This window comes from Mobiluncus mulieris, assembly GCF_014204735.1.
Classification (GTDB): domain Bacteria; phylum Actinomycetota; class Actinomycetes; order Actinomycetales; family Actinomycetaceae; genus Mobiluncus; species Mobiluncus mulieris.
Map to the genome: position 1 here is coordinate 222,816 of NZ_JACHMA010000001.1, position 13,915 is coordinate 236,730.

Genomic DNA, 13,915 nt, shown 5'->3' on the forward strand with positions numbered 1-13,915 from the left:
CCACCCGGTGTTTCAGAAACCCTCGCCACCCGGTGTTTCAGAAACCCTCGCCACCCGGTGTTTCAGAAACCCTCGCCACCCGGTGTTTCAGAAACCCTCGCCACCCGGTGTTTCAGAAACCCTCGCCACCCGGTGTTTCAGAAACCCTCGCCACCCGGTGTTTCAGAAACCCTCGCCACCCGGTGTTTCAGAAACCCTCGCCACCAGGGGTTTCGGCCGTGCCTCGGGTGGGAGCCAGCGTATCCGTGCAGTCTGGTTCACCCGATTGGCTGTCTCCATCGTGTTCGGAATGAGCCTTTGCAACCCCGCCGGGGCGGAGATACAGAATATACAGACGCGTTATAGCGGCAAGATTCAACCAGCGTCGACTGGTATCTCAATGCACGGTGCCAGTAAAAACCCTGAATCTTAGAAATCCCAATCTTCGTCGCTGGTGGACTCGGCGCTGCCGATAACGTAGGACGAACCTGAACCCGAAAAGAAATCGTGGGTTTCCTCCGAGCCGGGAGCCAAAGCCGCCAGAATATCGGCCTTTACCTCGGTTTCCTCCGGGGCAAAACGCGTGGGGTAACCCAGATTCATCATGGCCTTATTCGCGTTGTAACGCACGAATACCGCCACATCATCCATCAAACCCGTGGGTTCATAAATCTCGCCGGAATACTTCAACTCCAGCTCGTAGAGGTCATCGAGCAACTGAAAAGTAAAGTCCTCCATTTCGGCCGCCCGCTCGGGATGCAAATCCAAGCCCCGCTGGTATTTGTATCCCGAGTAATACCCGTGAACCGCCTTGTCCCGCAAAATCAAACGAATCATATCGGCGGTATTCATTAAAATTCCGCGTGCCGAGAAATACAGTGGCAAATAGAAACCCGCATACAGCAACAGCGACGACAACAGGGTAGAGGCCACCTTGCGTTTCAAGGAATCCTCGCCATAGTAATGTTGCAAAACCATCTTTGCGCGTTCTTGCAACAAATCGTTGTTTACCGCCCAAGTATAGGCCGCGTCAATCTCGGGGGTGTTCGATAGCGTAGAAAAAATCGAGGAATAGGAACGGGCATGCACCGCTTGCATAAACGCGATATTGGCGTAAATAGCCTGTTCATGTTCGGTAATGCCGTCTTGAATCTGGGAAATTTCGCCGACGGTGGCCTGTACCGTATCCAACATGGTCAAACCGGTAAACACCCGCATTGTCACGCTACGTTCCATGTCACTGAGCTGGTTCCACGAAGGCAAATCATTAGACAGCGGCACCTTTTCCGGCAGCCAGAAGTTACTGGTCAAGCGGTTCCAGATTTCGCGGTCTTTTTCGTCGGTAATGTTGTTCCAGTTGATGGGGCGCAAGCGTGCGGAATGGTTGTGGCGCCACTGCGGGGGAGTAACTGAGATATCAGTGTATGACATACATGTTCCTTTCTCTACGGCGAGCTACTTTTGCCAGAAATCGTCGAGCAAATCACGAACCGTCTGGACGTCGCGGGGAGTCCCCAAGAGCTCGAAACGATAGAGAATCGGCACGTTACACTTCTGGGCGATAATCGGACCGGCAATGCAGTAGTGTTCGCCAAAGTTAGTGTTCCCCGAGACAATCACGCCCCGAATCAAGGATCGATTCTGGGGGTCATTGAGGAAATGAATCACCTGTTTCGGCACGGCCGCCGCCTGGTGTCCACCGCCATAGGTGGGAACAATCAGGATGTATGGCCGACACACCCGCGGCATGCCTTCCTCTCGAGGATGCAGCGGGAGACGCAAGGCGGGGCGCTCCAACTTTTGTACGAACCTGTGGGTGTTTTGTGAAACTGACGAGAAATACACTACGTCAGGGCACTCACTTTCGGGCAGGTCATAGTACTCAATTGGTGCGCCTTTGGCCATAGCTTTAGATTCCTTCCCCACGGGGTCACTGTTTCTTCTGTTTGTTTTATATCTAAGCATACTTATATAACTGTATCAAATATGCAGGTCGCGGTGGTTTTGCCCGCCATCGCGGCTGGCACCTCGTGAACCCGACAAAACTCCACGCCGCCACCGCCACCGCGACACTCAATCCCGGCGCCGCGCCAAATCATTGGTGTTCTCGGTGCCGCGAAACACCACGAATTTCCACCACACGAACTCCAAGACAAAGTTCAGCAACATCGTCGCAATCTTGACAATCGTGTCCGCCCCGCCCTTGCCCAGCCCGGCCACCACAAAACCACGCGCCGCCAACTCGCCGCCCCACATCGTCACCGGGATGAACACCGCGTAAAACGCCGCCACCAGCAGCATCGCGCGCGGAATATTGCCGGCCGACTTAAAGGTATAGCGCCGATTCAAAGTAAAATTCCAAATCACCGACAGCGTCAAAGACACCCCGTGTTGCGCCCAGTACGGCCAAAACGGGAACAAGAGCTCCATCAGCGCGAAAGACCCGGCTTCCACCAGCCCCGCCGATAGCGACAACAAAGTGAACTTTAGAGCCTGGATTTGGGTGTCATTTAGTCGTTTCACGAGTTGCCCCTCCTGGTTTGGCAGCGTTTAACCGAGTAAAAGCCTGGCGATTATTCCGATACAGCGTCTTAAACACGGCATACTGTCGGTCGTAAACCGCGCGGGTGGCGGGGTTGGGACGGTACGCCGCGTTCGGCTTCACGAGTCGCGAGGTAGCCTCGGTCAAATCCCGGATTTCACCCGCCCCCACCAAGGCGACCAAGGCTGCCCCCACCGAGCCCACATTCTGGGGCGACGCGACGGTTTCCACCTGTCGTCCCAGGATATCAGCCAAAATCTGGCAGGTCACGGGGGACAGCGCCCCGCCGCCCACGAAACGCAGCGTTTTAGAAGTATTCACTTTACGTTCTTGGGTTTCCAAAAACCAGCGCAACTGGAAGCACACCCCCTCGATGACCGCGCGCAGCAACTCGGTTTTCCCGGTTTCCAGGGATATGTTAAAAAACATGGCGCGCGCATTGGCATCCTCGAAGGGGCAACGGTTGCCGTGCAGCCAGGGCGTGAAAATTACCCCGTCAGCCCCTGGCTTGGCGCAGGAAATAACCTTGGAGAGATAGTCATAGAGTGAACGATATTGGTGCTCGGTGTCCTCGGTTTGGTCATGGTGGGACAGATAGACATTGATTTCATCCTCGGCCAGATGCTCGCGTACCCACTCGAAACATTTACCGGCGGTTTCCAGCTCTGCGAAATAGTTGTATTTGCCGCAGTCAGCTCCGTCAACCGTGGCTATCATCGCTCCCGTGTCCACCACGCGCCGATCGGTCACGGTGGAAACCCAGCCAGACGTGCCCCAGTAGGCGTGCGTCGCCCCGACCGTGCAGGCTCCCGCCCCCACTCCAATCAGCGAGGCATCCCCGCCTCCGGCGTAAACCACGGCGGTGTCGGGTACCCCCAGTTCGGCGGCAATCTCGGGGCGCAAGGTTCCTACCGCCTCGGTAGAAGGCACAATCGGGGGCAGATGCGCGGGATTTACCCCGAAACTGCGGGCGAGTCGCGCCGCCCAGGCGGGTTGCGGGGCACGCACGTCTAGCAACAGGGTCGCGAAGGCTGAATCCAGAGACATGATGAAACGTCGCGTCATCCGGCCTATCAGGTATTCCTTGACATCGAGCCACCAGCGGGTGCGTGCCATGACTTCCGGTTCATTTTCTTTGACCCACAGGTATTTCCACATGGGGTCTTTCACCGAGGCCGAAACCGCCGAAGTGCGGTAAAGAGAGGATAAAAGCTTTTTTGCGTTCATCCCCGAAATCTTGAACCCGGTTTCCAAGCCATCGTGTTTTTGTTTTGTAGCCCGCTGATCCAGGTAGCTCATGGCCGGGCGCAAGTGTTGACCGGTCGCGTCAACCAACACTAATCCTTGCATCTGGGAGCAAAAACTAATCCCCGCCACCTGGGCAAGCTCTTGGGGGTGCGTCTCGCGCAGTGCCTGGGTGGTGGTAACTATGGCGCGCCACCATTCCTCGGGGTCTTGCTCTGCGCCCCCGTCAGGAAAGATTGTCAAGTCATAGGTATCCAGCGCGCTGGCTACCAGCGACAAGCTTTCGCCTGACTGATACAGACAGGTCTTGACCCCAGAGGTTCCCACATCATAAGACAACACCAACATGGTTCCTTCTTTCGTTCAAGAGTTATACAATATAACTCAGCTGATTGAACTCAGTGAGGAGGCTAATCTAATGCGTATCAACTACCCCAGCACCCGCGTTATCAACAAGCAGCTGGATGAACTCATCCAGCTACCAATCTACTCTATTAGTCCCGAGGCATTGCGCGACTACGAGGAAAATTACTTTGAAAAACGCTGCCAGGGTTCCAAAACCCTGATTGAGCAGGCCAAGGAACGCATCCCGGGGGGAGTACAGCATAACTTAGCTTTCAACCATCCTTTCCCGCTGGTAATCACCAAGGCGGCCGGCCATGAACTGACCGATATTGACGGCAATGTGTACTTCGATTTCCTCCAGGCTGGCGGTCCTACCGTGCTGGGCTCAAATCCGCCCGAAGTACGCGAGGAAGTCATCAAATTGCTTCAGGACTGCGGGCCGTCAACCGGGCTATTCCACGAATACGAATACAAGCTGGCTGACCTGATTGCTTCGCGCATCCCCACTGTCGACCAATTCCGCATGTTGGGTTCAGGCACCGAAGCCTGCATGGCTGCGATTCGGGTGGCACGCCTGGCCACCAAGAAAAAGCACATCCTCAAGATGGGTGGGGCGTATCACGGCTGGTCAGACCAGTTGGCCTACGGGATTCGCGTGCCGGGATCGAAATTTACCCAGGCACACGGCGTGCCCTGGACGATGTTCCGTTACGTCGACGAATTTAGACCCGGCGACCTGGCTGACTTGGAACGCAAACTGCGCCTTAAAAAACTCCACGGCGGTACGGCAGCGGTCATGATTGAGCCGATTGGCCCGGAATCGGGCACCTGGCCAATAGACCAGGCCTTCCTTAAGGGGGTGGAAAAGCTGTGTCGCCGTTACGGGGCATTGCTGATTTTCGATGAAGTTGTCACCGCCTTCCGGATCAGCGATCGCGGGGCTTCCGGCCTGTTCGGTATTGACACGGATTTGACGGTTTTTGGCAAGGTCATCGCCGGGGGCTACCCCGGAGCCGGAGGATTGGGCGGCAAAAAAGAATACCTGAAGTACCTCGCCGCCGGCATCCAAAACGGGGACAAAGTGCACAAAGCCTTGATTGGCGGCACCATGGCCGCCACCCCAATCAGCTGCGTGGCCGGATATCACACCATCAAACGCATCATTGAAACGGGGGCGTGTGAATACGCCGGCAAGATGGGCAACCGTTTGACTGACGGGCTAAAGGCTTTGGTGCAAAAATACGACTTGCCTTTCGTGGCGTGGAACGAAGGCTCGGTGTGTCACCTGGAAACCGTTGGAACCATGCACTTTTCAATTAACTGGTCTAAACCCTGGACGATTCCCGGTATCCTCAAAGAGACCTCGATTCGCAAGAAGGAAATGGAATATATGGGCGCGGCCTACACCGCCGAAGGCCTGATTACCTTGGCTGGGTCGCGGTTGTACACCTCGGCCGCTTACACTCCCGAACTTATTGACGAAGCCCTGACTCGCTTCGAGCGAGTCCTCCAGAAAGTGGTAAAGAAATGACTGAAACGGAAACCGACCCGCTGATTGCCACTGCCCAGGAACTCTTGTCCGCGCGGCTGGTGGCTCGCACCTGGGGGAATCTGTCGCGCCGACTGTCGCCCGAAAGTTATCTGATTACCCCTTCGGGGCGCGATTACAATGAAATGGCACCTCATGACCTGGTGGAAGTAACCTTTGACGGCGACTGGATAGGCGACCTGAAGCCTTCGGGCGAGCGTGGCCTGCACACCACGATTTATCGCGAACGCGGCGACGCCAAGTTCATTATTCACACCCACCAGCCCTATGCCTCGGCGCTGAGTCTAGGTGGGGACTTGGACTTACCGTCGGATTTGGCGGCGCGCGTGGGGTCGTCGGTGTTACCGGTGGCGGAATACGGCTTGCCTTCCACCAAGAAACTGCACCAGGCCGTGGCGGATGCCATGTGGCATACGGGTTCGCGTGCGATTTTGATGCGCGCGCATGGAGCGGTGCTTTTCGGTGAAGATCCCGAAGAATTGGTGGATTTAGCACAGTCCCTGGAAGTATTTTGTGCCGAGGTGGTCACGGATTTGACCGGGGCAGAGACGTGCGGCTCGGTGCGACGTTTCGTACGTGACGGTTTTGGTTTGCCGCCCCAGGTTGTCCACATTTTCATGAGGCGCGAGGACGCGGGAGCCGTAATCGGGGATGATTCCCCGCTGCTTTTGGAATTTAGGGAAACCGGGTTGCCGGCGTATCTGGATGATTATGCCCAGCTGATTGGGTTGCGTGCCGGGAAAACTTTCGGGACGAATCTGATTTTCGGGCGTAAAGCCGCGTATTTCCTGGGGGCTGACTTGGCGGAGGCCGAGGCGGCGCGCGAGGTTTCCCGCAAGAACGCGTTGGCGGCAAAGGTGGCGGCTTCATTAGGTGCCAGCCCTTTACCCCGGCTAGATTCCACAATTATGCGCGCGGTTTACCGGTGGAAGTACTCCAAGTTGAAAGACGGGGGATAGTTTTGGGTGTCAGCGCGGGGAATTTAGGATGGCGCCTCATGCAAGCGAACCCTAGTTTTTGACCCAGCGGAGGCAAACCGATAGGATATAACAGTTGTATGCCTGCGGGCTGGTGGCTTTTCCCACTCATACCGCTGCCGCCCCTGCGGGCACGCGAACTTTTCCGGGCACAAAAGTGTCCCGGTAGGACTATTAGAATTGAAGGCTAGAAACGTGCGTACGTATTCACCTAAGCCCGGTGATGTGAGCGCGAAGTGGCATCTGATTGACGCTGATGGCGTTGTTTTGGGGCGTTTGGCCTCACAGATTGCCACTCTTTTGCGTGGAAAACACAAGCCGACTTTCGCTCCTAACTTTGATGGCGGGGACTATGTCGTGGTCATCAACGCAGAGAAAGTTGTGCTGACCGGCAATAAATGGGACGAAAAGATGGCTTATCACCACTCGGGTTTTCCCGGTGGGTTGAAGGCTACTTCTTATGGGAAGCTGCGTGAGCAGCAGCCCGAGAAAGTTATCGAGAGGGCAGTGCGTGGGATGATGCCCCACACGACTCTCGGACGGAATCAATTGAGGAAACTGAAGGTTTATGCTGGGGCGGAGCATCCGCATGCCGGTCAGAATCCCGAAGTTTTCGAACTAACTCAAATCGCGCAGTAACGCGGTTTTCGACCTGAGGAGAGTTGTGGCGAAGACCACCGAAGAAATTGAAGAGCTGGAGGATGCCCCCAGCGAATACACCACCGAGACTCCCACCCCGAAGGATGAGCCGGGGCGCGGGAATTCTCGAATCGATAAAGGCATGGGTCTGGGGCGGCGTAAGAGCGCCGTGGCTCGGGTTCGCCTGGTACCGGGTGAAGGTAATTGGACCATCAATGGCCACACCCTAGAGGATTATTTCCCGAATAAACTGCATCAGCAACTGGTGATGGCTCCTTTCGTGTTGCTGGATTTGCGGGGTCGTTTCGACGTTTTGGCCAGAATCGATGGCGGCGGGATTTCCGGTCAGGCCGGTGCCCTGCGTCTGGGGATTTCGCGGGCACTAAACGAGATTGACCGCGATGCTAACCGTCCGGCTTTGAAAAAGGCCGGGTTCTTGACTCGCGATGCGCGCGAGGTGGAACGCAAGAAGGCCGGTCTGAAAAAGGCTCGCAAGGCTCCGCAGTATTCAAAGCGTTAGTCGCATCCGGCGACGCTGGTTGGGCACCGAAAAAGATTTTTGTCTGGTGTTCACCAAGTTTAGAACCGAGCCCGGGGGTTGCCCCCCGGGTTCGGTTTTTTTATGCGAATTGGGCACGGAGCTTTAGGTCAGCGCGCCACAACGGTGTCCGCAAGGACTGGAAGCGGAGACACTGGAGTTTTCTAGTACGTATTTTGGGGATTTCCCTAATAATCACAGTACTTTTTGATGGTATCAAGAGGGCTAGGTATGTGAGAATATTTGGCGGCATGGTGTTTTCACCGGTGCCTGTCATTCACTAGAGAACAGGAGAAAATAACGATGAAATACCAGTATGGCGTTTTGCAGCGCAGAAACTGCGCTAAACGCTTCGGGGTAGCGGCGATGTGTGGAGCGGTATTGGTAGGATTGAGTCCCGTCGTCGTCAATGCGGCTTTCGCGGATTCGATAGCTGGAGAGAAAAAAACTATTGACGTGAAACTGGAAAACAAGCCGGCATCTAATGCGACTCTAACAGAAGATTTGAAGAATAGAGCTGGTACAGAGATAGAAGTTACACCGAAAGACAATCAAACTAATTGCCCTACTCTTGCTGTTGAAGGTGACCCCGCTAAAAGCCAAAGCGGGGATGCTTATGTGTTCACTAACAAACTCGGATTTACTGAGAATAAGAGTAAAAATCCTACTGAGGATACGACTTGTACTTACATCATCACATTACAGAACCCGGCTGAGGGCGATACGCTGGTACTAGATAAATCTGCCTATAGGCTGGAGTGGAAATATACTCCAGGGGCGGGTGATGAGGATACACAGAAACAGCAAGGAACATGGGAATCCAAGTTGCGTAAGTTTGATAATAAAGCGGCAGCGGAAGCTGTTAATTCAGGTAATTCGGGGACAGAAGAAAATGCCGTCTATTTTCAGAGTTTTTTCAAATATTGGCTGATACAATTTTCCAAAGGAACACACAGTACTAAAATTACGGACGAACTTGTCCCAAATGGTAAAAACATTACCCAGGTTCCCGCTACTGGACAATGCGAGAAAGATACAGAGGTTTTCGCAGGATGGCAAGTAAATGGTAGTGGTAAGCTTATCAGCTCTGAAGAGTTAAAGACCGACGCTTATAAACCAAAAAGTTGGGTTGCATACAAGTCATCATGCATTCCTCCACACACAGTAAATTTCTATCCGGAAGGTACCACAAGTACTGCGAGTGGAACTACTCTGTCGAAGGCTACGGTGAAACACGGCACGCCGCTAACTGACGGGAATTTCCCGAGTAATGCCAGCACAGCTTGCACTGATAATACAGGTGGTACAAATAAGCGGATTGCCGGGTGGAAACTGCTTGATTCAGCGGATTCCACAAAGAAGACCCAGACGGAGCTAACGAAACCAGAAGCCAAGGTTACTCAAGATTTGAATTATGTGGCTGTTTGCGAACCTATCGCCAATGTTACAGTGACTTTGGAGGCTAACGGCGGCACCCTGGGGGCTGGGTCTCAGCCTGAATCCCAGGTCGAATCCGGTACAGCATTTTCGAAGCCTGCCGATCCCACTCCCCCCGCCAGCAAACCAGGTTCGAAGTTCCTGTTCTGGACAGCGGATGGTGCCACCGGCACCGAGAAATATAACTTTGCCTCTGTGGTAAGCGGCAATATCACCCTCACGGCTATCTACGGCTACACGGTAACCTATAAAAAGGCCGTCGACCATGCTGATGCAGACAAGCTTATTGGAGTGGAGGATATCGTCGCTGGGGGTGATGCCACGGGTACCGCCACCAAAGGCGCAAAAACGATTAACGTGACGAATCAACTGGACTCCTACTGTAAGGACACTGATGTTTTCAAAGAATGGACAGTTGAAGAAGACGAAAACGCTTCGATAGAAAAAGACGCTTTACCTGCGAGGGTGAGCAAAAACTTTACCCTGACGGCAAAGTGCGAACCGAAGCCAGTGTCACCCCCGGCACCCCCGGTGCCTTCTGTGCCTCCAACACCGCAGCCCAGCCCGAGTGCGTCCGGTGGTTCCGGCGGCGGCTATTCTGGAAGCTATTTCCCGTCCTCCGCTTCGCCCAGTTCTTCCGCCTCTGCTGATAAGGGCAAGGAAAAAGAGAAGCCCGCCGCTAAGAAGCCGGATACTAAAAAACCGGCCGCCAAGAAACCCACCGAAACTAGGTTTGACAAGATGTTTAAGACCCCGGTGAAACTGGCCAAAGAAGCGGTGACGCGCGCGGCGGGTGCCAACCGGGTAGATACATCCTTGCAAGCCCTGTCCCAAGTTAAGAACCACGACACCGTGGTTTTGGCCACAGGTTCTAGTTTCCCCGATGCCCTGGTGGGGGGTGCCCTAGCGGGGGCGATGAAAGCGGGGGTGGTGTTGACCACCAATGACACCTTGGAGCCGGCCATCGTGAAACAGTTGCAGGCACAGGGTACCAAGACAATCCAGATTGTGGGTGGCTACGGGGCGATATCGGCCGCTAAAGAGGCCGCGCTGAAGGCGGCTGGTTTCCAGGTCACGCGCCTAGCCGGATCTGACCGCTATGAAACCGCCAAAATGGTAAAGGCTGCCACCCGCAGTGCGCTTGGGCTGAAAGGCAACGCGAAAGCAAAGGTATCTTGTAACGCGACCGGATCTAACTTCCCTGATGCTCTGGCCTGCGCCTCGGCAGCATCGCTGACGGGGGGGGTAGTCGACTTGGTGAAACCCGGCAGCGCCGTGACGGCTGATGCGAGTGCGGAAACGACGATTTGTGCCGGCGGCGCGGCTTGCGCGGCGGCCGGTCACGGCGTGAACAAAGTAGTCGGTTCTGACCGCTACGAGACAGCCTATAAGATTGCCGAACTCACTCCCGCTACCGGAAAAGTAGTGGTTTCCAATGCGAGCAACGCCGCCGCTGATGCCTTGGTGGCGGGGGCACTCTCGGCTTCGACTAATGCCCGCCTGATTCTGTCCGATGGCAAGCGGGTCAACCTGCCGGCTGGCACCAAGAATGCCCATTTGGTGGGTGGAACCCAGGCGCTACCCAATAACATCCCCATGTTTACCAGGTAAGTCCTGGTTGCTGGTTGGCCCCGGGGGTAACCCCCGGGGCCAACTTTTTTCCGCTTTGCAGGGCGGTGGCTCGCCTTTAAGAATCAAGAAAGGCTGGTTTGGCTATTCGTCTATTGTTTCCTCAAAGAAAGTAGCCGTTTGGCCTGGTGGTGGCCGTGGCAAGGCGGCAGTTGCAAGATACACTTGTAGGAACTCGAAGAGCACAGAATGGTATACGTACGGCGAGGGATTCGCTCCGGGTACGCAAAAACCATGGGGTTTTCATGAAAGTGCTGTGAGCCGAATAAACTGCGGTGTATAATTTGATTCGATGAGGAAAAAGTTTCATATTGTAAAACTCCATCTTGAGGGAAGAGTCGACCATCCTATAAGGAATGTTTCACCCGATATGGATGTAGCTGACGAATTTCATCGATTATCTTATCTCCTTGGATTCGAAGCGGGGATAGACGAATATTCCGGTCTTTGGTCTACAAAGTATGTATATGATGATTTTTCTTCTCTTGCCGGGGATTTTCTTAGACGCGGGTTGACGCTGGATTTGAGTTGCGATTCATCTCTGTATATTCCCTTTACCCCAATTCTGGCTTGCCTGCAGCAGACTATTGCGCCGTTTGGAATATGCAAGATAAATAGAGTCGATGTTGAATGTAATCTTAATGCCTTAAGAATGAATATAAAGAAAGCGCAAACAAATGCTGACACCCAGAAATATATAGATTGTTTACATGACACTGCTACCCCACGCATAGAAGGTATTTCCACTTTACTTTATAGTGCTATAGGTTTCCAGGGGCAGATACTGTTTTCTTCCAAATATAAGCTTTTACAACAACCGTCATCGTTGTCCGATTTGGGGCTACCTTTATCTGCAATGTGGTCTGAATATGAACGTAAAATCGTTAAATCCGCTAAAATTATTAGTCTCACTGCTTGTTAGCGTAACATCGGCTACGGTTCTTATCCTAACAAGTAGCTGTTCACTTGTTAATAACCATCATGAAACTAATTATCAAAAAGGAATGCTCGGGGATAGGATAACAATCGAATGGCAGCAAGAATCCAAGGTTTATTCTTTATCGGAAGATTCACAATTTTCTGTCTATCTTAATACTCCAAATCTAAGTATGAACATGCAACCACCGATTCCAAACGCTTGGAACCATGTTCGTTATAACTCTAGTCATGCCCCCCATTATAAGTGTAAAAAACTGCCCTCATCTTGATTTACTAGAATTAGCTTATTACTCTTCATTTGACCAAACTGGTAAACCTAATATTTATTCTTACATGCCGATATGTGGACCGCATACCCATGTACAATGCAGTATTACCCAAACTCTTTCCAAAGAAATTCATGATTCCTAAACGTTACCTTAGGCCAAGAGCGCGGCGGGCACGGGCGCGGGCATCGCCCGCATCGGCGGCTTGAAGCACGACGGCGGCCGCAGCCTGGCACTGATCCAGAGTGACCGCGCCCAGCTGAGCACCGACCCCGGGGATAGCGGTGGCCGCCATCGACAAGGAAGTCACCCCCATCCCAATCAAAACACAGGCCAAAACCGGGTCGGCGGCGGCCTCGCCACACACCCCCACCGGTTTGCCTTTCTCTTGACCGACCCGGGCAACCCGCGCAATCAGCGTCAACACTGCCGGCTGCCACGAATCCGTGTAAGTCGCCAGATTCGCATTCATCCGGTCGGCCGCCATCACATATTGGGTCAAGTCATTCGTCCCAATCGACACGAAATCGACTTCTTCCAAGAAATGGTCAATCATAATCGCCGCCGCCGGGACTTCCACCATAATCCCGGCCACCAGCCCGCGTTCGCGAATCAGCTTCGTCACCCACTTGACTTCCGGCAGGGTGGAGACCATCGGCACCATCACCCAGTTCTTCCCGGAATGCTGTTTGGAAGCCGCAGCAATCGCGTCGAGCTGCCGGGTGAACAGCCCCTGGTTCAGACCCGTGGTACGCAAGCCTCGCACCCCCAGCGCCGGGTTGGGTTCCTGTTCCAAGGTTGCCCAGGCAATCGGCTTGTCCGAGCCGGAATCCAAGGTGCGGGTGACGACTTTCTGGTTGGGGAAAGCCGTGAGGACTTCGCAGTAAACGGCGGCTTGTTCGTCGAGAGTGGGTTCATGAGTGGAATCCAAAAAGCACAGCTCCGTGCGGAATAACCCCACTCCTTGGGCGTATCCCGAGGCTGCCTTTTGCGCCCCCGCTCCATCTTGGACATTAGCCAAGAGCTCCACCTCCTCGCCACTGGCCAATCTGGCCGGACCCGCCCAGTTTCTAATGGCCTCGCGGGCACGGACATCAGCTTCGACCCGGGGAAGCACCTCATGAACCGGAGCACCCAGGGTGAGCGAACCCAACGAAGCATCGACGAAAACCTTTTCACCCGGCGGGACACACCCGAGTTCACGCATCGCCACGATACAAGGAATTCCCAGTTGCCGGGCGATAATCGAGGTGTGTGAAGTCGAGCCGCCCTGTTCGGTGACCAGCGCCAAGATCATCTCGGGGTTCAACCCGGCGGTATCAGCCGGAGCCAAATCGTCGGCCAGCAGCACGGAAGGTTCGCGGAGCTGGGGCACCCCCGGTTCCGGCTCGCCCAGCAACTCCGCTACCACCCGCGTGCAAATATCGCGCAAGTCAGTAGTGCGCTCTGCCATCAGCCCGCCGGCTTTTTCAAACATGGCACAAAACTTTTCCGTGGTTTGCAAGGCAGCCACCGCCGCCGGGGTACCCGCTTTGATGGCTTGGTGCACCATCTGGCGATATCCCGGGTCGGCGGAGAGCTCGGATTGTGCCGCCAACACGTCCGAAGCGGTGCCTACAGCTTGCTTGGCGCGAGCCGCAAGCCGCGCGGAAACTGTGGCGGCGGCCTGGTCGAAACGCGTGGTCTCGGTTTCGCGCTCGGATTCCGGCAGCGGGGTTGCATCCAGTTTCGGGATTTGGAACCGGGAAACCCAGGCGGCGGGCGCATAGGCCAGGCCGTTTACTACCGGGGTGCCGTAGATGGTTTTTTCGGTGGACATAATAACCTTCC

Annotated in this window: 11 protein-coding genes; 6 read left to right on the forward strand and 5 right to left on the reverse strand. The window is 54.5% G+C overall.

Features of this window, described 5'->3' with window-relative positions:
* Positions 1 to 408: 408 nt before the first annotated feature.
* The 4 genes from nrdF to F4555_RS01015 all read right to left on the reverse strand — a co-directional run bounded on the left by nrdF (position 409) and on the right by F4555_RS01015 (position 4,114).
* A complete protein-coding gene (gene nrdF / locus F4555_RS01000) occupies positions 409 to 1,410 on the reverse strand; it encodes a class 1b ribonucleoside-diphosphate reductase subunit beta (protein ID WP_004017205.1) in 1,002 nt (333 codons plus the stop codon).
* 24 nt (positions 1,411 to 1,434) lie between these two features.
* Positions 1,435 to 1,944: a class Ib ribonucleoside-diphosphate reductase assembly flavoprotein NrdI gene (nrdI, locus tag F4555_RS01005; protein ID WP_004013094.1), complete on the reverse strand. Its 510-nt coding sequence runs from the start codon at positions 1,942 to 1,944 to the stop codon at positions 1,435 to 1,437.
* Between the two features lie 108 nt (positions 1,945 to 2,052).
* On the reverse strand, positions 2,053 to 2,502 hold the full coding sequence (locus F4555_RS01010) for a GtrA family protein (protein WP_004013093.1): 450 nt from the start codon (positions 2,500 to 2,502) through the stop codon (positions 2,053 to 2,055).
* The gene (locus tag F4555_RS01015; protein ID WP_115325566.1) at positions 2,486 to 4,114 is read right to left on the reverse strand and encodes a xylulokinase; all 1,629 of its coding nucleotides are present in this window, start codon (positions 4,112 to 4,114) and stop codon (positions 2,486 to 2,488) included. Before F4555_RS01015 ends, F4555_RS01010 begins: the two co-directional genes overlap by 17 nt.
* Before the next feature lie 70 nt (positions 4,115 to 4,184).
* Here F4555_RS01015 and F4555_RS01020 point away from each other — a divergent pair, with 70 nt between their 5' ends.
* The 6 genes from F4555_RS01020 (at position 4,185) to F4555_RS01045 (ending at position 11,802) form a co-directional block, all read left to right on the forward strand.
* On the forward strand, positions 4,185 to 5,642 hold the full coding sequence (locus F4555_RS01020) for an aspartate aminotransferase family protein (RefSeq protein ID WP_004014691.1): 1,458 nt from the start codon (positions 4,185 to 4,187) through the stop codon (positions 5,640 to 5,642).
* Positions 5,639 to 6,619 carry a class II aldolase/adducin family protein gene (locus F4555_RS01025; RefSeq protein ID WP_004013090.1) on the forward strand — a complete coding sequence of 327 codons (981 nt, stop codon included), beginning with the start codon at positions 5,639 to 5,641 and terminating at the stop codon, positions 6,617 to 6,619. Before F4555_RS01020 ends, F4555_RS01025 begins: the two co-directional genes overlap by 4 nt.
* Before the next feature lie 213 nt (positions 6,620 to 6,832).
* A complete protein-coding gene (gene rplM / locus F4555_RS01030; protein ID WP_004013088.1) occupies positions 6,833 to 7,276 on the forward strand; it encodes a 50S ribosomal protein L13 in 444 nt (147 codons plus the stop codon).
* Positions 7,277 to 7,301: 25 nt separating this feature from the next.
* The gene (gene rpsI, locus F4555_RS01035) at positions 7,302 to 7,796 is read left to right on the forward strand and encodes a 30S ribosomal protein S9 (RefSeq protein WP_004013087.1); all 495 of its coding nucleotides are present in this window, start codon (positions 7,302 to 7,304) and stop codon (positions 7,794 to 7,796) included.
* 321 nt (positions 7,797 to 8,117) lie between these two features.
* Positions 8,118 to 10,862 carry a cell wall-binding repeat-containing protein gene (locus F4555_RS01040; RefSeq protein ID WP_103758839.1) on the forward strand — a complete coding sequence of 915 codons (2,745 nt, stop codon included), beginning with the start codon at positions 8,118 to 8,120 and terminating at the stop codon, positions 10,860 to 10,862.
* Positions 10,863 to 11,172: 310 nt separating this feature from the next.
* Positions 11,173 to 11,802: a hypothetical protein gene (locus F4555_RS01045; protein WP_115325565.1), complete on the forward strand. Its 630-nt coding sequence runs from the start codon at positions 11,173 to 11,175 to the stop codon at positions 11,800 to 11,802.
* Between the two features lie 431 nt (positions 11,803 to 12,233).
* On the opposite strand, the gene ptsP is transcribed toward F4555_RS01045, so the two are convergent.
* The gene (gene ptsP / locus F4555_RS01050) at positions 12,234 to 13,904 is read right to left on the reverse strand and encodes a phosphoenolpyruvate--protein phosphotransferase (RefSeq protein ID WP_036383970.1); all 1,671 of its coding nucleotides are present in this window, start codon (positions 13,902 to 13,904) and stop codon (positions 12,234 to 12,236) included.
* Positions 13,905 to 13,915 lie beyond the last annotated feature (11 nt).

Coding starts and splice junctions, on each gene's coding strand:
- F4555_RS01045 (WP_115325565.1), top strand. CDS start 11,173: ATGAGGAAAAAGTTTCATATTGTAAAACTCCATCTTGAGGGAAGAGTC.
- F4555_RS01015 (WP_115325566.1), bottom strand. CDS start 4,114: ATGTTGGTGTTGTCTTATGATGTGGGAACCTCTGGGGTCAAGACCTGT.
- nrdI (WP_004013094.1), bottom strand. CDS start 1,944: ATGCTTAGATATAAAACAAACAGAAGAAACAGTGACCCCGTGGGGAAG.
- nrdF (WP_004017205.1), bottom strand. CDS start 1,410: ATGTCATACACTGATATCTCAGTTACTCCCCCGCAGTGGCGCCACAAC.
- F4555_RS01025 (WP_004013090.1), top strand. CDS start 5,639: ATGACTGAAACGGAAACCGACCCGCTGATTGCCACTGCCCAGGAACTC.
- F4555_RS01040 (WP_103758839.1), top strand. CDS start 8,118: ATGAAATACCAGTATGGCGTTTTGCAGCGCAGAAACTGCGCTAAACGC.
- F4555_RS01020 (WP_004014691.1), top strand. CDS start 4,185: ATGCGTATCAACTACCCCAGCACCCGCGTTATCAACAAGCAGCTGGAT.
- ptsP (WP_036383970.1), bottom strand. CDS start 13,904: ATGTCCACCGAAAAAACCATCTACGGCACCCCGGTAGTAAACGGCCTG.